This window comes from Simplicispira lacusdiani, from assembly GCF_003604195.1.
GTDB classification, from domain to species: domain Bacteria; phylum Pseudomonadota; class Gammaproteobacteria; order Burkholderiales; family Burkholderiaceae_C; genus Simplicispira; species Simplicispira lacusdiani.
Window position 1 is genome coordinate 230,935 of record NZ_QXGR01000004.1, and the last position, 20,164, is coordinate 251,098.

Sequence of the window (20,164 nt, forward strand, 5' to 3'; positions counted from 1 at the left end):
GCGATTCACGCCCCAGCCCGGCCCCGGATGCGCAGCGCGATCAGCGGCGCCAGCAGCGTGACCAGCAGCACCAGCGGCCAGAGGTTGCCGTCCTGGAAGGTGTAGGCCTCCAGCAGCACCGGCCAGGGCTTGCCCTGCACCAGGCGGCCGAAACCGAACTCGAAACACAGCGTCAGCAGCAGCCAGAAGGCCCCGGTGCGCAGCGCTTGCGCCGGGCTGCGCACCCCGATCCAGCGCACGCAGCCCAGCGTGACGGCCAGGATCAGGAGCGCCAGCAGCGCGCCGCTCGCCAGGTAGGCCGTCGTGGTGCCCAGGCGCGGCAGCAGCACCGCTTCGCGCAACCCGCCGTTGGCGATGGCGCCCAGCAGGATGAGGAACCAGACCGCTAGGGAGGGAAGAATGCGCATGGCGAAGGGCTGCATGGGTGGGGCGCCGGGGGGGCGGCCCGCCCATCCCCCCAAGGCTTCCATGTGCATGCTACAGCCGGCGCCGCTGCGGTGGGACAATGGCGCCTGGTTTCCCGGCAATTGTTTTGACAGGTATTCCCCCATGGCAGGTTTGAAAGCGGGTGCGCCCACCCCCCAATCGATCACGGTGCACGGCCAGTCGCGCGTGCTGGAGGTGGTGTTTTCCGATGGCGCGGCGTTCCGCATCCCCTTCGAGTTGATGCGCGTCTACTCGCCCTCCGCCGAGGTGGCGGGCCACGGCCCGGGCCAGGAGGTGCTGCAGACCGGCAAGCGCCAGGTGTCGCTCGATGACCTGGAGCCCGTGGGCAACTACGCCGTCAAGCCCACCTTTTCCGATGGGCACGACACCGGCATCTTCTCCTGGGACTATCTCTACGAACTGGGCCAGCGCCAGGACGAACTCTGGCGCGATTACCTCGCCCGCCTGGAGGCTGCCGGCGCCGACCGCGACACCCCCATGCCCGCCAAGGGCGCGCGCCCGTCCGGCACGGGCTGCGGCGGCCATTGAGGAATGGCCGGAGAACAACGTTCTGTCGCTATATATTTGATAGCTTTTGGCGCTTGATCCATAAGCGTTTCGGGCTGTTTTTGTTTAAAAATCGATAACCAACGCGCCCGCAGGGTTGTCGCGATACCAGATAGCATTCAAACCATGAGCACCACGCATTTCGGATTCCAGTCGGTCGATGAGAAGGACAAGGCACGCCGCGTGCGCGGTGTGTTCGATTCAGTCGCGTCCAAATACGACGTGATGAACGACCTCATGTCCGGCGGCCTGCACCGTGCCTGGAAGGCCTACACCGTGATGGTGGCCAACCTGCGCGAGGGCAGCCAGGTGCTGGACATCGCGGGCGGCACGGGCGACCTGTCCAAGGCCTTCGCGCGCAAGGTCGGCGCCACGGGCCGCGTGGTCCACACCGATATCAACGAGGCCATGCTGCGCGTGGGCCGCGACCGCCTGATCGACGCCGGCCTGGTGCTGCCCACCCTGGTGTGCGACGCCGAGGCGCTGCCGTTCCCCGACGCGCATTTCGACGTGGTGAGCGTGGCTTTCGGTCTGCGCAACATGACGCACAAGGACGCGGCCCTGAAGGAGATGTGCCGCGTGCTCAAGCCCGGCGGCAAGCTGCTGGTGCTGGAGTTCTCCAAGGTGGCGCAGCCGCTCACCAAGGCCTACGACTGGTATTCGTTCAACATCCTGCCCAGGCTGGGCCAGATGATCGCGGGCGACGCCGAAAGCTATCGCTACCTGGCCGAGTCGATCCGCATGCACCCGGGGCAGGAGGAACTCAAGCAGCTCATGCACCAGGCAGGCTTCGGCCATGTGGACTATCACAACATGACGGGCGGCATCGTGGCCCTGCATGTGGGAATCAAGTGCTGAATTCGAGGAGATCACTGACATGAAAAAACTTTTGCCTGCCTTGTTCGTGGCCCTCCTGATGGTGTCGACCCCCGAAGTGGAAGCCAAGCGCATGGGGGGCGGCAAGTCGGTTGGCCAGCAATCGAGCAACGTGACGCAGCGCAGCGCCACGCCGCCCAACGCGCCGGCCGCACCGGCGCAGAGCGCCACCAATGCCCCCGCAAAGCCCGCCACGCCGGCGGCCGCGCCCGCTGCGGCGCCCAAGAAACCCTGGGGCGCCATGCTGGGCGGCCTGGCGGCAGGCCTGGGCCTGGCCTGGCTGGCCCACTCGCTGGGCATGGGCGAAGGGTTTGCGCAGTTCCTGCTGATCGCGTTGCTGGCCGTGGCCGCTTTCGCCGTTTTCAAGATGGTCATGCGCGCCCGCAAGGGGGGCGGTGCGGCCCAGGGCGGCGCGCCGTTCGCTTTCCAGGGGGCTGGCGCGGGCGCGTCCGCTCCCGTCGAGGCTTCGATGCCCCGCTCCTACAGCCCCGACAAGGTCGGGAACGACGCCTCGGCGCGGCCTTGGGAGCGCAGCAGCATGGCTTTTGACGCGGCGCGCCCCGCAACGGGTGGCGGCAGCATGATCGGCTCGGCCCTGGGCGGCTCGCAGAACTGGGGCGTGCCCGAGGGTTTCGACGTGGCGGGCTTCACCGAGGCGGCCAAGCGCAACTTCATCACGCTGCAGGCGGCCTGGGACCGTTCCGACGTGGCCACGCTGCGCTCCATGATGACCGACTCCATGCTGAGCGAGATCCGTGCCCAGCTGGCCGAACGCGAAACCCATGGCGGCGAGCAGCCCAACCAGACCGACGTGGTCATGATCGAGGCCCAGCTCCTGGGCATCGAGGACCTGGGCGAGGCCTACATGGCCAGCGTCGAGTTCTCCGGCATGATCCGCGAAGAGCCTTCCGCCGGTCCGAGCCCGTTCCGCGAAGTCTGGAACATGACCAAGCCCAAGGACGGCCGCACCGGCTGGCTCGTGGCCGGGGTTCAGGCGCTGCAATAGCAGGGTCATGCGCCCAAGGGGCGCGGTTCAGGGAATAATCGGGGGCTATGGCAACACAGTCCCCTTTTTCTTTTCTGGGCAGCGTGATCGAGCGCATCGTCACCGGCCCGCAGCCGCCCCAGTGGCTGGTGCATGAAGTCCAGCACCGCGTGGTGCTGCTGCTCAACCATGTGCTGATGCAGGAGAGCGCCGCCATGCAGCGCCTCGTGGCGCAGCGGGGGCGGGTGGCGCGGGTGCAGTGGCGCCATTTCTACATGGCGCTGCGGATCACACCCGCTGGGCTGTTCGACATCGCCGCCGAGGGCGTCACGCCCGATCTGCGGCTGGAGGTCACCCAGGCTTCGCCCCTCGATCTGGCACAGGCCGCGCTGCGCGGCGACCGGCCGGCCGTGCGCATCGACGGTGACGTGCAGTTCGCTGGCGACATCCAGTGGCTGGCCGACAACCTGCGCTGGGATCTGGAGGAGGACCTGGCGCGGCTGCTGGGCGATGTGCCCGCCCACACCCTGGCCAGCGTGGCGCGCGGCGCGGTGCAGGCGCTGCGCGGTTTCGTGCAGGGGCGCACGGCGGGCGGCTCCCCGGCGTGGTCCGTGGACCGTACCATTCCATGAAGCGCTTCTTTCGCGGCGCCACCATCGTCTGGGTGGTGCTGCGCTACGGCCTCGATGAACTGGTCCTGACCAGCTTCCAGAAGCCCTGGCTGCGCCTGTTGGCGCGCATCGTTTCCGTGGGGCGCGACCTGCGCGCGCCGCGCGGCCAGCGCCTGCGGGAAGCCCTGGAGCGGCTCGGGCCGATCTTCGTCAAGTTCGGCCAGGTGCTGTCCACCCGGCGCGACCTCATGCCGCCCGACATCGCCGACGAGCTGGCGTTGTTGCAGGACCGCGTGCCGCCGTTCGACCCGGCCGTGGCCGTGGCCACCATCGAGCGCGCGTTCCGGCGACCCATCGGCGAAGTCTTCGAGAGCTTCGAGCGCGAGCCCGTGGCCAGCGCCTCCATCGCCCAGGTGCATTTCGCCACGCTGCGCGACCGCCAGGGGGTGATGCACGAGGTGGCGGTGAAGGTGCTGCGCCCCGGCATGCTGCCCGTGATCGAGAAGGACCTCAGCCTCATGCGCATGATGGCCGGCTGGCTGGAGAGCCTCTCGGCCGACGGTAAGCGTCTCAAGCCGCGCGAGGTGGTGGCCGAGTTCGACAACTACCTGCACGACGAGCTGGACCTGGTGCGCGAGGCCGCCAACGCCGCCCAGTTGCGGCGCAACATGGAGGGCCTGGGCCTGGTCGAGGTGCCCGTGGTCCACTGGGACTTCTGCCATCCCGACGTGATGGTGATGGAGCGCATGAACGGCGTGCCCATCAGCCAGGTCGGGCGCCTGCGCGAGGCGGGCGTGGACATCCCGAAGCTGGCGCGCGACGGCGTCACGATCTTCTTCACCCAGGTGTTCCGCGACGGCTTCTTCCACGCCGACATGCACCCCGGCAACATCATGGTGAGTCTGGCGCCCGCCACGTTCGGACGCTACATCTCGCTCGACTTCGGCATCGTCGGCACGCTCACCGAGTCCGACAAGGAATACCTCGCGCAGAACTTCACGGCCTTCTTCCGCCGCGACTACAAGCGCGTGGCCGAGCTGCACATCGAAAGCGGCTGGGTGCCGCCCGAGACCCGGGTGAACGAGCTGGAGGCGGCCGTGCGCACGGTCTGCGAGCCGTATTTCGACCGTCCGCTCAAGGAAATCTCGCTCGGCATGGTGCTCATGCGCCTGTTCCAGACCTCGCGCCGCTTCAATGTCGAGATCCAGCCCCAGCTCGTGCTGTTGCAGAAAACCCTGCTCAACATCGAGGGCCTGGGGCGCCAGCTCGACCCCGAACTGGACCTCTGGAGCACTGCCAAGCCCTTCCTGGAGAAGTGGATGCTCGAACAGCTGGGCCCGCAGCGGCTCAAGCGCGAAATGCTGGACCAGGCGCCGCACTACGCCAAGATCCTGCCGTCGCTGCCCCGCCTGCTGCACGACCACGTGCGCCGCCAGCCCTCGCACGAGCAGCAGCGCGAGCTGCTGGAACTGCTGCGCGAGCAGAAGCGCACCAACCGCTTGTTGCAGGGGCTGGTGTATGGCGGCGTCGGTTTCGTGCTGGGCCTGATCGCCATGCAGGTGATCGTGCGGGTGCGGGTTTTCTAGGAAGCCCGCCGTGTGCGACGCCCCTGCATTCTGGTTGCGCGGATAATGCGCGTCGTTTTGTTTCAACCCTTACCTTGATCGCGGAGCGGCGCATGCTGGTCACCTTCATCGTTCTGTACTTGCTGGCATCGATTGCCATCGGCCTGTATGCCGCCACGCGCGTGCACAACACTGCGGACTATGCGGTGGCGGGCCGCAGCCTGCCGCTGGCCGTGGTGATTGCCACCACCTTCGCGACATGGTTCGGTTCCGAGACGGTGCTGGGCGTCTCGGCGCGGTTTGTCGATGGCGGCCTGGGTGCCGTGGTGGAAGACCCGTTCGGCGCATCCATGTGCCTGGTGCTGGTGGGCCTGTTCTTTGCCTACCGGCTGTACCAGAAGAACCTGATCACGCTGGGGGATTACTACCGCCAGCGCTTCGGGCGCGCTGTCGAGGTGCTGTGCTCGGCCATCATCATCTTCAGCTATCTGGGCTGGGTGGCGGCTCAGATCACGGCGCTGGGCCTGGTTTTCAACCTGCTCACCCAGGGCGGCATGTCCATCACGGCGGGCATGGTGCTGGGGACGGTCGTGGTGCTGGTCTACACCCTGTATGGCGGTATGTGGTCGGTCGCGTTGACCGATTTCGTGCAGATGATCGTGATCGCCCTGGGCCTGATCGCTATCGCATGGTTCGCCGCCGATCTGGCCGGTGGCGCCGGCAAGGTGATCGACTACGCGGCGCGCGAAGGCAAGTTCCAGTTCTTTCCGCAGGATGGCGGCATGAAGGAGTGGTCCTTCTTCATCGCATCGGCCATCACCATGATGCTCGGCTCCATCCCGCAGCAGGATGTGTTCCAGCGGGTCATGTCCTCCAACAGCGCCAGCACGGCGCGCACGGGCCCGGTAATCGGAGGCGTGCTGTACCTGCTGTTCGCCTTCATTCCCATGTTCGTCGTCACCTCGGCCGTGCTGATCATGCCCGAGACGGCCCAGGCCCTGCTCAAGGACGATCCGCAGAAAGTCCTGCCCACGCTGGTGATGGAACGCATGCCGCTGGCCCTGCAGATCGCTTTCTTTGGCGCGCTGCTGTCGGCCATCATGTCCACGGCTTCGGCCACGCTGCTGGCGCCCTCGACCACCTTCGTCGAGAACATCCTGCGCAACCTGCGCCCGGACATGAGCGATGCCATGACGCTCAAGGCCATGCGCGTGGCCGTGCTGGTGTTCACCGGCTGTGTGCTGACCTATGCCATCACCATGCAGGGCACGTCCATCTACGAGATGGTCTCCGGCGCCTACCAGGTGCCGCTGGTGGGGGCGTTCGTGCCGCTGGTGTTCGGCCTGTACTGGAAGCGCGCCACCACGCAGGGGGCCCTGATGGCGGTGGCGCTCGGCCTGGGCGTGTGGCTGCTGTTCGTTGCCAGCGCTTCCCTGTCCGAGGCCTTCCCGCAGCAACTCGCCGGCCTGCTGGCGGCCCTGGTGGGCATGGTGGCGGGTTCGCTGTTGCCGCAGTTCGTGCCGGACCACAAGGGCCATGTGCACCATTACGAAGGCAGCGCCGAGGCCTGATCCGGCGTCTGCGCGGCCTTCGCCTTGGCCTCGGGCTTGAATGTAGGGAGGCCGCCTATAATTGAAGGCTTTGCACTTTCAATCCAGGCTCGCGATATGCCAATTTATGCCTACAAATGCGGCTCCTGTGGCCATGCCAAGGATGTGCTGCAAAAAATCTCCGATCCCCTGCTGACCGTCTGCCCGGCCTGCGGTGCCGAGGCTTTTTCCAAGCAGATCACCGCCGCGGGCTTCCAGCTCAAGGGCTCGGGCTGGTACGCCACCGACTTCCGGGGCGGCAGCACCAGCGCTCCGGCACCCGCCACCGAATCCGCGCCCAAGGAGGCGTCCTGTGCTGGCTGCCCGGCCGCCGCAAGCGCCAGTCCGGCGGCCGCGAGCTGAGCCCTGATGGCGCCCTTGCGTAAATGGCTTTTCACCGGCTTGCTGGTGATCGTTCCCGGAGCGATCACCCTCTCGGTGCTCCATTGGATCGTCGGCATGCTGGACCAGACGCTCCAGATCCTGCCGCAGGCATGGCATCCCGACAAGCTGCTGGGCTTCCACATCCCCGGCTTCGGCGTGCTGCTCACGCTGCTGATCCTGTTGGTGGTGGGCGCCACGACCAGCAATTTCGCCGGGCGCAAGCTGGTCGCCTGGGGCGACCATCTGGTCAGCCGCATCCCGGTGGTGCGCTCGATCTACTCCAGCGTCAAGCAGGTGTCCGATACCCTCTTTTCCGAGAGCGGCAACGCCTTCCGCACCGCGGTGCTGGTGCAGTGGCCGCGCGAGGGCGTGTGGACGGTGGCGTTCATCACCGGCGCCCCCAATGGCGAGGTGGCGGCCTACCTGCGCGACGAGTTCGTCAGCGTCTATGTCCCCACCACCCCCAACCCGACGGGCGGGTATTTCGTGATGGTGCGCAAGAGCGACTGCGTTGAACTCGACATGAGCGTGGATGCCGCCTTGCGCTACATCGTTTCCATGGGCGTGGTCGCTCCCAGCGATTCCGTGCCCGTGACTATCAAGTAAACCTTTTTAATGCGCCCCGACGGCGCCGGAAGTTCTGCCATGGCCATGCGTTCCCACTATTGCGGTCTCGTGACCGAAGCCCTGCTGGGCCAAACCGTCACCCTGTCTGGCTGGGTGAACCGCCGCCGCGACCATGGCGGCGTGATCTTCATCGACCTGCGCGACCGCGAAGGCTATGTGCAGGTGGTTTGCGACCCCGACCGCGCCGAGATGTTCAAGACCGCCGAGGGCGTGCGCAATGAGTTCTGCGTGCAGGTGGTGGGCCTGGTGCGCGCGCGCCCCGAGGGCACGACCAACGACAGCCTCAAGAGCGGCAAGATCGAGGTGCTGTGCCATGAGCTGAACGTGCTCAACCCCTCCGTCACGCCTCCGTTCCAGATGGACGACGAGAACCTGTCGGAGACCACGCGCCTGACCCACCGCGTGATGGACCTGCGCCGTCCCCACATGCAGCGCAACATGATGCTGCGCTACAAGACCGCCATCCAGGTGCGCAACTTCCTCGACAAGGAAGGCTTCATCGACATCGAGACGCCCATGCTGGGCAAGAGCACGCCCGAAGGCGCGCGCGACTACCTCGTGCCCAGCCGCGTGCACGACGGCCAGTTCTTCGCGCTGCCCCAGTCGCCCCAGCTCTACAAGCAGATGCTGATGGTGGCCGGCTACGACCGCTACTACCAGATCACCAAGTGCTTCCGCGATGAAGACCTGCGCGCCGACCGCCAGCCCGAGTTCACGCAGATCGACTGCGAAACCTCGTTCCTGAACGAAGAGGAAATCCGCGCCATCTTCCAGCGCATGATCAAGGAAGTGTTCCAGCAGCAACTGGGCGTGGACCTGGGCGAATTCCCCACCATGACCTACCAGGAAGCCGCATTCCGCTTCGGCTCCGACAAGCCCGACCTGCGCGTCAAGCTCGAATTCACCGAGCTGACCGACCTGATGAAGGACGTGGATTTCAAGGTCTTCTCCGGCGCCGCCAACATGAAGGGCGGCCGTGTGGTGGCCCTGCGCGTGCCCGGTGGCGCCCGTGAAGACGGCGGCCTGTCGCGTGGCGAGATCGACGGTTACACCGAGTTCGTGAAGATCTACGGCGCCAAGGGCCTGGCCTACATCAAGGTCAACGAGCAGGCCAAGGGCCGCGACGGTCTGCAGTCGCCCATCGTCAAGAACATCCACGATGCCGCGCTGGCCGAGGTGCTCAAGCGCACGGGCGCGCAGGACGGCGACCTGCTGTTCTTCGGCGCCGACAAGGAGAAGGTCGTCAACGACGCCATCGGCGCGCTGCGCATCAAGATCGGCCACAGCGAGTTCGGCAAGAAGAACGGCCTGTTCGAGAACCGCTGGGCGCCGCTGTGGGTGGTGGACTTCCCCATGTTCGAGCACGACGAGGAAGAAGACCGCTGGACCGCCGTGCACCACCCCTTCACCAGCCCGAAGGACGGCCACGAGGACCTGATGGACACCGACCCCGGCAAGTGCCTGGCTAAGGCCTACGACATGGTGCTCAACGGCTGGGAGCTGGGCGGCGGTTCGGTGCGTATCCACCGCGCCGACGTGCAGAGCAAGGTGTTCACCGCGCTCAAGATCACGCCCGAGGATGCCCAGGCCAAGTTCGGCTACCTGCTCGACGCCCTGCAGTACGGCGCGCCCCCGCACGGCGGCCTGGCGTTCGGCCTCGATCGCCTCATCACGCTGATGACGGGCGCCGAGTCGATCCGCGACGTGATCGCCTTCCCCAAGACCCAGCGCGCCCAGGACCTGCTCACCCAGGCCCCGTCGCCCGTGGACGAGAAGCAACTGCGCGAACTGCACATCCGCTTGCGCAACCCCGACGCGGCCAAGGCCTGAGGCCAGGCCTTGGGGCAGAATCAGGGGCGCCTTCGGGCGCCCTTTTTTTGTGGCGCATGCGCCGCTTGACCGACCGAGGATGAACGTGGCCCGACATTGCCTGAAAACCTCTTGCGTGGCACTGCTGGCAGTGCTGGCGCTGGCCGCCTGCGGCGAGAAGAAAACCGAGCTGGGCCAGGGCGGTTCGGTGGTCACCGGCTCGGCCGGGCCGCAGGGCGCGCAGAACGCGGCCCGCGAGCTGGTGCGCTGCGATGCGCCCGTGGCCACGCTGGCCCTGGCCGAGAACCCCAACGGCTATGTGATGGGCGGCGGCTACCAGCTGCCGGCCTCGCCCGTGCCCCTGGTCAAGCTGCTGGCGCAACAGAGCGGGTGCTTCCGCGTGGTGGACCGCGCCGCCGGCCTGCGCGGCACGCTGCAGGAGCAGGAACTGCGCGAATCGGGCGTGCTGCGCAAGAACACCACCGTGGCCAAGGGCAAGGGCTACGAGGCGCAGTACACGCTGACGCCCAGCCTCACCTTCAGCGAGCAGGATGCCGGGCGCGGGCTGGCGGGCATCATGGCCATGACCCCGGTGCTGCGCGACATGGCGGGCCTGATCGGGCTGGCCGAACAGGTCAAGCTCAAGGAGGCGCAGACCGCGCTGCTGCTGTCCGACAACGAAACCACCGAGCAGGTGGCGGCGGCCACGGGTGCCGCGCGCACCACCGACCTGGGCGTGGCGGGCATTGCGTTCGGCAAGCTCGGCGGTGGCGCCGGAGCGGGCTGGAGCAATACCAACGAAGGCAAGGTGATCGCGGCGGCCTTCCTCGACGCGCACAACCAGCTCGTGGTGCAGGTGCGGGCGCTGCAGGCCAAGGAGCTGCCGCCCGAAGTGCCCGTGCGCGCCAGCGCGCCGAAGGCCCGTGGCGGCTGATCCGGGCGGGGCGCCGCCGCCGCCGCGTGCGTACAAGATCCCCGAGTCGGTGCTGGTGGTGATCCACACCGCCGCGCTCGACGTGCTGCTGATCCGGCGTGCCGACGCGCCGGAGTTCTGGCAGTCCGTCACCGGCAGCAAGGATGCGCCAGAGGAGGACTTCCGCGCCACCGCCGTGCGCGAGGTGCGCGAGGAGACCGGCATCGACGCCCTGGCGCCCGGCTGCGTCCTGCGCGACTGGCATCTGGAGAACGTCTACGGCATCTACCCGCAGTGGCTGCACCGCTATGCGCCCGGCGTGTGCGAGAACACCGAGCACCTGTTCAGCCTGGAGGTGCCGGCCGGCACGCCGGTGGTGCTCAACCCGCGCGAGCATGTGGACTGGCGCTGGCTGCCCTGGCGCGCGGCGGCCGACGCCTGCTACTCGCCCTCCAACGCCGAGGCCTGCCTGCTGCTGCCGCGCTTCATGGGGATGGGGTAGGCGCACGGCGGGTTCTTCCGCGCCATCGCCGGGTGCGCGAAAATGTTTCCATGGACAAAGACGACATCCTGCGCGTGGCGACCTACAACATCCACAAGGGCGTGCAGGGCATCGGCCCGGCGCGGCGGCTGGAGATCCACAACCTGGGCTTGGCCGTGGAGCAGTTCGATGCCGACATCGTCTGCCTGCAGGAGGTGCGCAAGCTGCACCGCCGCGAGGCCGCCTATTTCCCGCGCTGGCCCGAACTGCCCCAGGCCGATTACCTGGCGCCCGAGGGCTACGCGGCCGTCTACCGCACCAACGCCATCACCCGCCATGGCGAGCACGGCAACGCGCTGCTCACGCGTTGGCCCGTGATCGGCCACCAGCACGAGGACATGTCGGACCACCGCTTCGAGCAGCGCGGCCTGCTGCACGTCGAGGTGGACGTGCATGGCCGCCGCATCCATGCCATCGTGGTGCATCTCGGGCTGATTCCCGGCAGCCGCGTGCGCCAGGTCGAGCAGCTCCAGCGCTTCATCGAGCGCGAGGTGCCTGAGGGCGCGCCACTGGTCGTGGCGGGCGATTTCAACGACTGGGGCCCCCAGATCAAGCGCACGCTGATGGGCTACGGCCTGCATGAATTCGAGGAGGCGCGCGCCTTCACCTACCCGGCGCGCCTGCCGCTGGCGCAGCTCGACCACATCTACGCGCGCGGCCTCACGCCGCTGGGGTTGCATGTGCCGCGCGGCCGCGCCTGGTGGCGCATGTCCGACCACCTGCCGCTGATCGCAGAGTTCAAGTTCTGAGATGGCGCAGGAGATCGACTACGCCCACGACCACCAGGTGCGCCTGCTGCAGGGCGCGCGGGAGCTTTTTCCGGCATTGATCGCCGCCATGGACGCGGCGCGGTCCGACATCCAGTTCGAAACCTATATTTTTGACTTCACGGGCGAAGGCGCCAGCGTGGCCGAGGCGCTGATGCGCGCGGCGCGGCGCGGCGTGCACACGCACCTGGTGGTCGATGGCGTGGGCACCGGGCGCCTGCCGCAGGACTGGGCGGATCGCCTGCGCGCCGCGGGCGTGCAGTTCCGCGTGTACTCGCCGCTTGGGCCGCTGGGCCTGCTGCTGCCGCACCGCTGGCGCCGCCTGCACCGCAAGCTGTGCGTGGTCGATGGACGGCTGCTGTTCTGCGGCGGCATCAATGTGCTGGACGATTACCACGACCCCAACCACGGCCGGCTGACCGCGCCGCGCTTTGATTTCGCCGTCGAGGCCACGGGCAGCCTGGTGGATGTGGCCAGCGACGCCATGGAGCAGCTCTGGTGGCGCATGCAGGCCGTGCGCGACGCCAGCCAGCGCCGCCTGCCCGAGGCGATCGAGGCGCTGCGCGCGGCCAGCGCCGCCAGCCATGCCGCCAAGCAGGACGCGGCCCGCCCCGGCATGCGCGCCGCGCTGCTGCTGCGCGACAACGTGCGCCACCGCAGCCGCATCGAGAAGGCCTACCGCCGTGCTATCGGCGCCGCGCGCGAGGAGGTCATCATCGCCAACGCCTACTTCCTGCCCGGCGGCAAGCTGCGCCGCGCGCTGGTGCTGGCCGCGCGCCGGGGCGTGCGCGTGCGCCTGCTGCTGCAGGGGCGCTACGAATACTTCATGCAGTACCACGCGGCGCGGCCGGTGTATGGCGCGCTGCTGGCCGCCGGGGTCGAGATCCACGAGTACGAGCCCAGCTTCCTGCACGCCAAGGTGGCGGTGATCGACGCGCGGGGCGCCCGGCCCTGGGCCACGGTGGGTTCGTCCAACCTCGACCCGCTGAGCCTTCTGCTGGCGCGCGAGGCCAACGTGGTGGTGGAGGATGCGGATTTCGCCATCGATCTGCGCAACCGCCTGGACCACGCCATGCGGCACGAGGGCCGCAGCCTGGACCCGGCGCGCTATGCGGGCCGTTCCTGGCGCGCGCGGGCGCTCGACCGCATGGCCTTCATGCTGATGCGGCTGGCGCTCTGGCTCACGGGCAATCGTTACTGAGGCGACATTTTGCTATATGTTTGATAGCTGCTTGCGCTTGCCATGCATGCCCTGGAGGCCAAAAAACCTTGCGATACAGGGGCGGGCAATCGCTGGTACCATCCGGCCATGACCCAACAAACCGGCTCCGACATGACCCCTGCGCCCGTGGACGAAGGCGTTCCCGTCTCCGTGAAGATCCGTGAGCGCATCGTCGCCGCGCGCAAGCGCTTCAACGCCAACGACAACATCGCCGAGTTCATTAAGCCCGGCGAGCTCGAAGGCCTGCTGGACGAGGTCGAGGCCAAGATGCAGGGCGTGCTCGACAGCCTGGTGATCGACACCGAGGGCGACCATAACACCCACAGCACCGCGCGCCGCGTGGCCAAGATGTACCTCAACGAGGTGTTCAAGGGCCGCTATGCCGAGCAGCCGCCGATCACCGAATTCCCCAACGCCGAGCACCTCAACGAACTCATGATCGTCGGGCCGCTGACGGTGCGCAGCGCCTGCAGCCACCACTTCTGCCCCGTCATCGGCAAGATCTGGATCGGCATCATGCCCAACGAGCACACCAACGTGATCGGCCTGTCCAAGTACGCGCGCCTGGTCGACTGGATCATGGGCCGTCCGCAGATCCAGGAAGAGGCCGTGGTGCAGCTTGCCGACCTCATCATGGAGAACACCCAGCCCGACGGCCTGGCCGTGGTCATGGAGGCCAGCCACTTCTGCATGTCCTGGCGCGGCGTGCGCGAGATGGACAGCAAGATGATCAACTCCGTGATGCGCGGCGTGTTCCTCAAGGACAGCGCCCTGCGCCGCGAATTCCTCTCCCTCATCCCCGGAAAGAACTGACCATGTTGGTACGCCTGCTCTATGCCAGCCGCGCGGTGGACACCACGCCCGCCGCCATCGAAGCCATCCTGTCGCAGTCGCGCCAGCACAACCCCGTGTGCGGCATCACGGGCGTGCTGTGCTACGGCGGCGGGGTCTTTCTGCAGGCCATCGAGGGCGGGCGCTCGGCCGTGAGCGAGCTCTACGGCCACATCCAGCGCGACCCGCGCCACAAGGATGTGGAGCTGCTGCACTTCGAGGAAATCTCCGAGCGGCGCTTCGGCGGCTGGACCATGGGCCAGGTCAACCTCAACAAGATCAACCACTCCATCCTGCTCAAGTACTCCGAGAAGCCCGAGCTCGACCCGTATGCCGTGTCGGGCAAGGTGTCGTTCGCGCTGCTCGAAGAGCTCATGGCCACCGCCTCCATCATCGGCCGCGTGTAACGCGCGCCAGCCAGCCACAAGGGCGCCGCCACGGCGCCCTTTTCCTTTCCGCTCATGTCCCTCAACGCCTTCGCGCTCATCATCCTGGCCGGGCTGATCCATGCCGTGTGGAACATCGCCGCCAAGAAGGCCGGGGGCGACTCGCGCTTCGCCTTCTTCACCTCGGTGCTGATGATGCTGTTCTGGGCGCCGCTGGGCTGGTGGCTGGGGCGCGAGGCCGTGCCGCTGTGGGGCGCGATGGAGTGGGGCTTCGTCGTGGCCAGCGGCCTGCTGCACGTGGTGTACTACGTCACGCTGCTGCGCGGCTACCGCAAGGCCGACCTCACCGTGGTCTACCCGCTGGCGCGCGGCACGGGGCCGCTGCTGTCCTCGCTGGTGGCCATCACGCTGCTGGGCGAGCGCATCTCGGCGCTGGGCGCGCTAGGCATCGCGGGCGTGGTGGGGGGCGTGTTCCTCATCGCGGGCGGGCCGGCCCTGCTGCGCGCCGCGCACGACCCGGCGGCGCGGGCGCGGGTGCACAAAGGCATCGCCTACGGCGTGCTCACCGGCGCCTTCATCGCCAGCTACACGGTGGTCGATGGCTATGCCGTCAAGGTGCTGCTGATGTCGCCCATCCTCATCGACTACATGGGCAACTTCGTGCGCGTGGCGCTGCTGGCGCCGGTGGTGCTGCGCGACCTGCCCACCGCCGCCATGCTCTGGAGCGCGCAGTGGCGCTTCGCGCTGCTGGTGGCCGTGGTCAGCCCCATCGCCTACGTGCTGGTGCTGTTCGCCATGCGCGAGGCGCCGCTGTCGCACGTGGCGCCCGCGCGCGAGGTCTCCATGCTGTTCGCCGCCCTGATCGGCGGCCATCTGCTGGGCGAGGGCGACCGCGTGGCGCGCCTGTGCGGTGCGGCGTGTATCGCGCTGGGCGTCACGGCGCTGGCGCTGGGGTAGCGCCATGGCCCTGCGCACCGCGCCCCTGCTGTTGGGCGTCGATTTCTCCAGCAGCCCCAGCCGCCGCAAGCCCATCGTGATGGCGCTGGGCGACCGCTCGGGCGCGCGCGTGCGCCTGCGCTCGCTGGAAGCGTTCGAGACGCTCGATGCCCTGGGCCGCTGGCTCGCCGCGCCGGGCCATTGGGTGGGCGGCTTCGACCTGCCATTCGGCCTGCCGCGCGAACTGGTGCTGCAGCTCGGCTGGCCGCTGGCGTGGGCTGATTGCATGCGGCACTACCGCCAGCTCACGCGCGCGCAGATCCGCGACACCTTCGCCGCCTTCTGCGCCGCGCGCCCGGTGGGTGGCAAGTTCGCGCACCGTGCCACCGACGGGCCGGCCGGCTCCAGCCCGAGCATGAAGTGGGTCAACCCGCCCGTGGCCTACATGCTGCACGCCGGCCTGCCTCTGCTGCTGGATGCCGGCGTGCACCTGCCGGGCCTGCATGCGGGCGATGCGGCCCGCGTGGCGCTGGAGGCCTACCCCGGCCTGCTGGCGCGCGAGGTGCTGGGCCGGCGCAGCTACAAGAGCGATGAGCGCGCGCAGCAGACGGCCGAGCGCCTGATTGCGCGCAAGGACCTCGTCACCGCGCTGGAACTCGGCCAGACGCGCCTGGGCCTGCGCCTGCAGCTCAGCCATGCGCAGCGCGACACGCTGGTGGACGATGCGCGGGGTGACCGGCTCGACGCCGTGCTGTGCCTGTTGCAGGCGGCCTGGGCCGCTGCGCGCCATGCGGAGGGCGATGCGCTCTACGGCTTGCCGCGCGCGCTCGATCCGCTGGAGGGCTGGATTGTCACGGCTTGACACATCTGTGCGGCACGCCGTTCATGCGGGCTTCGCACAATGGCCCAGCCCACTGTCGGGCTGCCTGCCCCGGAGCCGTGCCATGACCCGTCCCCCGATGACCCAGCCCTGGTGGATCGCGCTTGCCGTGGGCCTGCTGGCGCTGGCCGGGCTGCCGCCCACGGCTGAGGCCGGGCCGCTGCGCGAGCGCCTGCAACAGCGCGCCGCCGAGCGGGCCGCCGCGCCCGACGACGGGGCCGTGGAGGGGCTGGAGGATGTGCGCCCCGGCCCCGGCCCCGCCCGCGGCGTGGCGCTGCCGCCTGGCGTGCGCCTGCTGCGCGACGTGGCCTATGGCAGCGACCCGCGCCAGCGCATGGATGTCTACCTGCCTGCACAGGCCCAGCGGGCGCCGGTGCTGCTGCTGGTGCACGGCGGCGGCTGGCGGCGGGGCGACAAGGCCCATGGCCGGCTGGTGCAAAACAAGGCGGCGCACTGGCTGGAGCAAGGCGTGGTGCTGGTGTCGGTCAACTACCGCCTGCTGCCCGATGCGCCGCCCGACGTTCAGGCCCGCGACGTGGCCCATGCCCTGGCCCAGGCGCAGCAGCAGGCGCCGTCGTGGGGGGCGGACTCGCGGCGTTTCGTGCTCATGGGCCATTCGGCGGGCGCGCATCTCGTGGCGCTGGTGGCGGGCGACGCCGAGCGCCTGCGCGCTGCGGGCGCCCGGCCGGTTCTGGGCACGGTGGTGCTCGACAGCGGCGCCATGGACGTGGTGCAAACCATGCAGGCGCGCCATGCGCCGTTGTTCGACCAGGCCTTCGGCAGCGACCCGGCCTTCTGGCGCAGTGTCTCGCCGCAGCACCAGCTGCGCGCCGGCGCGGCGCCGCTGCAGGTGGTGTGCTCCAGCCAGCGGCGCACGCCGTGCGAGCAGGCGCGCGCTTTCGCCCAGCATGCAAAGGCGCTGGGCGTGCGCGTTGAGGTGCTGCCGCAGCATCTGTCGCATGGCGAGGTGAACGAGCAGCTCGGCCTGCCCGGCGCCTACACCGGCGCGGTCGACGCCTTCCTGCGCTCGCTGCCGGGCTGGAGCACGCCGTGAGCGCCGCCCGCGTCCTGCTGGCCGGCCTGGCGCTGTGCGCAGGCGTGGCCTGGGCCGCGCCTGCGCCCTGGTACCACTGGCGCAGCAAGATCGACGGCCACCGTGTCTGCGCCCAGGTCTCGCCCGGCCCGGGCTGGGAGCGTGACGGCGGGCCCTACGAAGGCCCTCTGTGCCAGCCCAAGCGGCGCGTGCTCATCGTGCCCATGCGCTAGGGCCTTCGGGCCGCAAGGCACAATAGCTGCGCACTTTCTTCTTCCCCACGGACCCGCCATGCCCACTTTGGAAACCCTGGTCGCCTTCTTCGGCGTCGCCGTCATCCTGGCCCTTACCCCCGGGCCCGACAACATTTTCGTGCTGCTGCAGTCGGCCCAGCGCGGCTGGCGCGCCGGCCTGGCGGTGGTGGTAGGCCTGTGTTCGGGCATCTTGGTGCACACCGCCGCCGTGGCGCTGGGGCTGGCGGCCGTGTTTGCTGCATCGGCCGTGGCCTTTACGGTGCTCAAGTTCTGCGGCGCGGCCTACCTGGCCTATCTGGCCTGGCAGGCCCTGCGTGCGCGCCCTGAGGTGGTGTCCGAGCAAGCACCCGCCACGCCCGCCGGCAGCGCGCCCAGCCCCTGGCGCATGGTGGGGCGCGGCATGGTGATGAACCTCACCAACCCCAAGGTGCTGGTGTTCTTCCTGGCCTTCCTGCCGCAGTTCGCCGATCCGGCGCTGGGTAGCGTGGCGCCGCAGCTCATGGTGCTGGGCATTGTTTTCATGGTTGCCACGCTGTTGATGTTCGGCGCCATCGCCTGCTTCTCGGGCGTGTTCGGCACGCTCTTGCAGCGCTCGGCCCGCGCGCAGACCGTGCTCAACCGGATCGCCGGCCTGGTGTTCCTGGGCCTGGCGGTGCGCTTGGCGACGGTGGATCGCTGATATTGCTATTAAAACAGTAGCTTCTGGCGCTTGATGGACGGGCGCTTGAGGCGAATTTCATTCAAATGCCGTGCGGTGCGGCCTACCCTTTCGCCATGACCGAATTCATCCTCATCCGCCATGGCGAGACCGACTGGAACCGTGAGCTGCGCTTCCAGGGCCAGGTGGATGTGCCGCTCAACGCCACCGGACATGAGCAGGCACGCCGGCTCGCGCAGCGCCTGCGGAGCGAGGGCGTGGCGCCCGACCACCTGGCGAGCAGCGATCTGGAACGCACCCGGCAGACGGCGCAGCCGCTGCTCGACGCCCTGCTGCCGGGGCTGCGCATGGACGAACTCACCGACCCCGGCCTGCGCGAGCAGCATTTCGGCGTGGTCGATGGCATGCGCGTGCAGGACATCAAGGCCCGGCACCCGGACGCCTGGGCTGGCTGGCTGCGCTTTCAGGCCGATTCTGGCATGCCTGGCGGCGAGACCACGCGCCAGTTCCACGCGCGTGCCATGGCGGCGCTGCACCGCCTGGCGCAGCAGCATGTGGGGCGCACCGTGGTGGTGGTGACGCATGGCGGCGTGCTCGACATGGTGTGGCGCACGGCCCGGGGCCTGGGCCTCGACGGGCCGCGCCAAAGCGACATTCCCAACGCCGCGCTCAACCGCGTGCGCCTGCGCGGCGATGCCATCGACATCCTGCACTGGGCCGACACCCTGCACCTCGACGGCTTGCCGGCGCAGCCGGTGTACGACCAGAAGCGCTTGGCCGTCGCCAGCGCTGCCTGATCAGGCTCCGGGCGGTTCGGGCCAGGGGCGTTGCGGCCCGCGCAGGTGCTCGAAGGCACGCGCCACGCGCAGCACGCCCAGGTCGTCGAAGCGTGGCCCGGCGATCTGCAGCCCGATGGGCAGGCCCCCCGCCGTGTACCCGCAGTTCACCGAGGCGGCCGGCTGCTCCGACATGTTGAACGGCACGGTGAAGGCGATGTGCTCCAGCGGGCGCAGCGGGTCGTTGGTGGGCGACGGCAGCTCGGCGGCGAAGGCCGGGATGGGCGCCACCGGAGAGATGACGTAGTCGAACGCGGCGCAGGCACGCACCGTGGCCACGCGGGTCGCATGGAACTGCTGGCTGGCGTGGAACAGCGCGGCGCCGCCCATGTGGGCCACGCTGTCGGCCCATTCGCGGATGAAGGGCAGCACGCGGGCCTTGCGTTCGGGCGGCAGGCTGGCCATGTCGAGGTGCGAGCGCATGCGCCAGAAATGGTCCATGCCGTCGAGCATCTCCCGCGTCAGGAAGGGGCGCAGGGGAGCGACGTGGGCGCCAGCGCTTGCGAGCAGCGCGGCGGCCTGTTCGATGGCGCTGCGCACCTCGGGGTCCACGGGCAGGCCGCAGCCGGCGTCCAGCAGCAGGCCGATGCGCAGGCCGCGCACATGGTCCGGGCCACGCTCGACATCCTGCCAGTCGATGGCCTGCGGCGGCAGCGACATGCTGTCGCGCGCGTCGGGCTGGCTCAGCACCGCCATCATCAGCGCGGCGTCGTGCACGGAGCGCGTCATCGGGCCGGCGGCGCGGCCGGTGTAGGGCGGGTCGATGGGAATGCGGCCCAGGCTGGGCTTGAGCGTGAAGATGCCGCACCAGCTTGCCGGCAGGCGCAGCGAGCCGCCAATGTCGGTGCCCACGTGCAGCGGGCCGTAGCCGGCCGCCGCCGCAGCGCCGGCGCCCGCGCTGGAGCCGCCGGGCCCCTTGGTCAGGTCCCAGGGGTTGCGCGCCAGCGCGTGGAAGCTCGACAGCCCCGAGGACAGCATGCCGTAGTCGGGCATGGTGGTCTTGGCCACCAGCACGGCGCCGGCTTCGCGCAGGCGCGCCGCCGGGGGCGCGTCGTCGGGCGCGGGGAACAGCTCCACGGCGGCCGTGCCCAGGGGGGTCGGGTCGCCACGCGTGGCGATGTTGTCCTTGAGCGTGCAGGGCACGCCGTCGAGCAGGCCCTGCGGCGCGCCGCGCAGCCAGCGGGCCTCGGCGGCGCGGGCCTGGGCCAGCGCGGCTTCGGGGCGCAGCAGCCAGGTGGCGTGCAGGTGGGGTTCCCAGCGGTCCACGTGCGCCAGCACCGCCTGCGTCACCTCCACGGGCGAGAGCGTGCGCTGGCGGTAGGCCTGGAGCAGGGCGTGGGCGGGCAGGTCGTGCAGGGCGGTGGGTGCGTGCATCGGCAGGGCGTCTCGTCAGTCGGGTCCGCCGCAGCATAGCGGCAAAACCACCCTACTGGCCGAGGTGGGTTCTGGCGGCGCGGGATAATCGGGG

23 protein-coding genes are annotated in these 20,164 nt (G+C 69.0%); 21 read left to right on the top strand and 2 right to left on the bottom strand.

What is annotated here, in order from left to right; translation table 11 throughout:
- Positions 1 to 5: 5 nt before the first annotated feature.
- Positions 6 to 422, bottom strand: a complete 417-nt coding sequence (locus D8S75_RS07235; RefSeq protein WP_232828954.1) for a hypothetical protein — start codon at positions 420 to 422, stop codon at positions 6 to 8.
- Between the two features lie 127 nt (positions 423 to 549).
- Here D8S75_RS07235 and D8S75_RS07240 point away from each other — a divergent pair, with 127 nt between their 5' ends.
- From D8S75_RS07240 to D8S75_RS07340, 21 genes are all read left to right on the top strand, one after another.
- Positions 550 to 975 (top strand): gamma-butyrobetaine hydroxylase family protein, encoded by a 426-nt coding sequence (locus D8S75_RS07240; protein WP_119965453.1) that lies wholly within the window; start codon positions 550 to 552, stop codon positions 973 to 975.
- 144 nt (positions 976 to 1,119) lie between these two features.
- On the top strand, positions 1,120 to 1,851 hold the full coding sequence (ubiE, locus tag D8S75_RS07245; protein WP_119965454.1) for a bifunctional demethylmenaquinone methyltransferase/2-methoxy-6-polyprenyl-1,4-benzoquinol methylase UbiE: 732 nt from the start codon (positions 1,120 to 1,122) through the stop codon (positions 1,849 to 1,851).
- A 19-nt stretch (positions 1,852 to 1,870) separates the two neighbouring features.
- Positions 1,871 to 2,875 carry a Tim44 domain-containing protein gene (locus tag D8S75_RS07250; protein ID WP_119965456.1) on the top strand — a complete coding sequence of 335 codons (1,005 nt, stop codon included), beginning with the start codon at positions 1,871 to 1,873 and terminating at the stop codon, positions 2,873 to 2,875.
- A gap of 47 nt (positions 2,876 to 2,922) precedes the next feature.
- The gene (locus tag D8S75_RS07255; RefSeq protein WP_119965458.1) at positions 2,923 to 3,486 is read left to right on the top strand and encodes a ubiquinone biosynthesis accessory factor UbiJ; all 564 of its coding nucleotides are present in this window, start codon (positions 2,923 to 2,925) and stop codon (positions 3,484 to 3,486) included.
- Positions 3,483 to 5,051 (top strand): ubiquinone biosynthesis regulatory protein kinase UbiB, encoded by a 1,569-nt coding sequence (ubiB, locus tag D8S75_RS07260; protein ID WP_119965459.1) that lies wholly within the window; start codon positions 3,483 to 3,485, stop codon positions 5,049 to 5,051. Before D8S75_RS07255 ends, ubiB begins: the two co-directional genes overlap by 4 nt.
- A gap of 92 nt (positions 5,052 to 5,143) precedes the next feature.
- Positions 5,144 to 6,601, top strand: a complete 1,458-nt coding sequence (locus tag D8S75_RS07265; protein ID WP_119965643.1) for a high affinity choline transporter 1 — start codon at positions 5,144 to 5,146, stop codon at positions 6,599 to 6,601.
- A gap of 96 nt (positions 6,602 to 6,697) precedes the next feature.
- Positions 6,698 to 6,982: an FmdB family zinc ribbon protein gene (locus D8S75_RS07270; protein ID WP_119965461.1), complete on the top strand. Its 285-nt coding sequence runs from the start codon at positions 6,698 to 6,700 to the stop codon at positions 6,980 to 6,982.
- Positions 6,983 to 6,988: 6 nt separating this feature from the next.
- Positions 6,989 to 7,609 (top strand): DUF502 domain-containing protein, encoded by a 621-nt coding sequence (locus D8S75_RS07275; protein ID WP_119965463.1) that lies wholly within the window; start codon positions 6,989 to 6,991, stop codon positions 7,607 to 7,609.
- 39 nt (positions 7,610 to 7,648) lie between these two features.
- Positions 7,649 to 9,460 carry an aspartate--tRNA ligase gene (gene aspS / locus D8S75_RS07280; RefSeq protein ID WP_119965464.1) on the top strand — a complete coding sequence of 604 codons (1,812 nt, stop codon included), beginning with the start codon at positions 7,649 to 7,651 and terminating at the stop codon, positions 9,458 to 9,460.
- A 79-nt stretch (positions 9,461 to 9,539) separates the two neighbouring features.
- On the top strand, positions 9,540 to 10,373 hold the full coding sequence (locus tag D8S75_RS07285; protein ID WP_119965466.1) for a CsgG/HfaB family protein: 834 nt from the start codon (positions 9,540 to 9,542) through the stop codon (positions 10,371 to 10,373).
- On the top strand, positions 10,363 to 10,854 hold the full coding sequence (nudB, locus tag D8S75_RS07290) for a dihydroneopterin triphosphate diphosphatase (RefSeq protein WP_119965467.1): 492 nt from the start codon (positions 10,363 to 10,365) through the stop codon (positions 10,852 to 10,854). Before D8S75_RS07285 ends, nudB begins: the two co-directional genes overlap by 11 nt.
- Before the next feature lie 50 nt (positions 10,855 to 10,904).
- Entirely contained in the window at positions 10,905 to 11,642 is a 738-nt protein-coding gene (locus D8S75_RS07295) for an endonuclease/exonuclease/phosphatase family protein (RefSeq protein ID WP_119965469.1), read from the top strand.
- 1 nt (position 11,643) lies between these two features.
- A complete protein-coding gene (gene clsB / locus D8S75_RS07300) occupies positions 11,644 to 12,861 on the top strand; it encodes a cardiolipin synthase ClsB (protein ID WP_119965471.1) in 1,218 nt (405 codons plus the stop codon).
- A 108-nt stretch (positions 12,862 to 12,969) separates the two neighbouring features.
- The gene (gene folE, locus D8S75_RS07305) at positions 12,970 to 13,695 is read left to right on the top strand and encodes a GTP cyclohydrolase I (RefSeq protein ID WP_119965472.1); all 726 of its coding nucleotides are present in this window, start codon (positions 12,970 to 12,972) and stop codon (positions 13,693 to 13,695) included.
- Between the two features lie 2 nt (positions 13,696 to 13,697).
- Positions 13,698 to 14,120, top strand: coding sequence for a BLUF domain-containing protein (locus D8S75_RS07310; RefSeq protein ID WP_119965474.1), 423 nt, complete (start codon positions 13,698 to 13,700; stop codon positions 14,118 to 14,120).
- 54 nt (positions 14,121 to 14,174) lie between these two features.
- Entirely contained in the window at positions 14,175 to 15,056 is an 882-nt protein-coding gene (locus tag D8S75_RS07315) for a DMT family transporter (RefSeq protein WP_119965475.1), read from the top strand.
- A gap of 4 nt (positions 15,057 to 15,060) precedes the next feature.
- On the top strand, positions 15,061 to 15,897 hold the full coding sequence (locus tag D8S75_RS07320) for a DUF429 domain-containing protein (RefSeq protein WP_119965478.1): 837 nt from the start codon (positions 15,061 to 15,063) through the stop codon (positions 15,895 to 15,897).
- Between the two features lie 82 nt (positions 15,898 to 15,979).
- Positions 15,980 to 16,969 carry an alpha/beta hydrolase gene (locus D8S75_RS07325; protein WP_232828956.1) on the top strand — a complete coding sequence of 330 codons (990 nt, stop codon included), beginning with the start codon at positions 15,980 to 15,982 and terminating at the stop codon, positions 16,967 to 16,969.
- On the top strand, positions 16,966 to 17,181 hold the full coding sequence (locus D8S75_RS07330) for a hypothetical protein (RefSeq protein WP_232828958.1): 216 nt from the start codon (positions 16,966 to 16,968) through the stop codon (positions 17,179 to 17,181). The genes D8S75_RS07325 and D8S75_RS07330 overlap by 4 nt, the downstream gene beginning before the upstream one ends.
- Positions 17,182 to 17,239: 58 nt before the next feature.
- Entirely contained in the window at positions 17,240 to 17,881 is a 642-nt protein-coding gene (locus D8S75_RS07335) for a LysE family translocator (protein WP_119965482.1), read from the top strand.
- Positions 17,882 to 17,976: 95 nt separating this feature from the next.
- Positions 17,977 to 18,657, top strand: coding sequence for a histidine phosphatase family protein (locus tag D8S75_RS07340; RefSeq protein WP_119965484.1), 681 nt, complete (start codon positions 17,977 to 17,979; stop codon positions 18,655 to 18,657).
- Here the strand turns inward: D8S75_RS07340 and D8S75_RS07345 are convergent, their stop codons facing one another.
- Complete coding sequence (locus D8S75_RS07345; RefSeq protein WP_119965486.1) at positions 18,658 to 20,070, bottom strand: amidase; 1,413 nt, start codon at positions 20,068 to 20,070, stop codon at positions 18,658 to 18,660.
- Between the last annotated feature and the right edge of the window lie 94 nt (positions 20,071 to 20,164).

Coding starts and splice junctions, on each gene's coding strand:
- D8S75_RS07235 (WP_232828954.1), bottom strand. CDS start 422: ATGCAGCCCTTCGCCATGCGCATTCTTCCCTCCCTAGCGGTCTGGTTC.
- D8S75_RS07240 (WP_119965453.1), top strand. CDS start 550: ATGGCAGGTTTGAAAGCGGGTGCGCCCACCCCCCAATCGATCACGGTG.
- ubiE (WP_119965454.1), top strand. CDS start 1,120: ATGAGCACCACGCATTTCGGATTCCAGTCGGTCGATGAGAAGGACAAG.
- D8S75_RS07250 (WP_119965456.1), top strand. CDS start 1,871: ATGAAAAAACTTTTGCCTGCCTTGTTCGTGGCCCTCCTGATGGTGTCG.
- D8S75_RS07255 (WP_119965458.1), top strand. CDS start 2,923: ATGGCAACACAGTCCCCTTTTTCTTTTCTGGGCAGCGTGATCGAGCGC.
- ubiB (WP_119965459.1), top strand. CDS start 3,483: ATGAAGCGCTTCTTTCGCGGCGCCACCATCGTCTGGGTGGTGCTGCGC.
- D8S75_RS07265 (WP_119965643.1), top strand. CDS start 5,144: ATGCTGGTCACCTTCATCGTTCTGTACTTGCTGGCATCGATTGCCATC.
- D8S75_RS07270 (WP_119965461.1), top strand. CDS start 6,698: ATGCCAATTTATGCCTACAAATGCGGCTCCTGTGGCCATGCCAAGGAT.
- D8S75_RS07275 (WP_119965463.1), top strand. CDS start 6,989: ATGGCGCCCTTGCGTAAATGGCTTTTCACCGGCTTGCTGGTGATCGTT.
- aspS (WP_119965464.1), top strand. CDS start 7,649: ATGGCCATGCGTTCCCACTATTGCGGTCTCGTGACCGAAGCCCTGCTG.
- D8S75_RS07285 (WP_119965466.1), top strand. CDS start 9,540: ATGAACGTGGCCCGACATTGCCTGAAAACCTCTTGCGTGGCACTGCTG.
- D8S75_RS07295 (WP_119965469.1), top strand. CDS start 10,905: ATGGACAAAGACGACATCCTGCGCGTGGCGACCTACAACATCCACAAG.
- clsB (WP_119965471.1), top strand. CDS start 11,644: ATGGCGCAGGAGATCGACTACGCCCACGACCACCAGGTGCGCCTGCTG.
- folE (WP_119965472.1), top strand. CDS start 12,970: ATGACCCAACAAACCGGCTCCGACATGACCCCTGCGCCCGTGGACGAA.
- D8S75_RS07310 (WP_119965474.1), top strand. CDS start 13,698: ATGTTGGTACGCCTGCTCTATGCCAGCCGCGCGGTGGACACCACGCCC.
- D8S75_RS07315 (WP_119965475.1), top strand. CDS start 14,175: ATGTCCCTCAACGCCTTCGCGCTCATCATCCTGGCCGGGCTGATCCAT.
- D8S75_RS07320 (WP_119965478.1), top strand. CDS start 15,061: ATGGCCCTGCGCACCGCGCCCCTGCTGTTGGGCGTCGATTTCTCCAGC.
- D8S75_RS07325 (WP_232828956.1), top strand. CDS start 15,980: ATGACCCGTCCCCCGATGACCCAGCCCTGGTGGATCGCGCTTGCCGTG.
- D8S75_RS07335 (WP_119965482.1), top strand. CDS start 17,240: ATGCCCACTTTGGAAACCCTGGTCGCCTTCTTCGGCGTCGCCGTCATC.
- D8S75_RS07340 (WP_119965484.1), top strand. CDS start 17,977: ATGACCGAATTCATCCTCATCCGCCATGGCGAGACCGACTGGAACCGT.
- D8S75_RS07345 (WP_119965486.1), bottom strand. CDS start 20,070: ATGCACGCACCCACCGCCCTGCACGACCTGCCCGCCCACGCCCTGCTC.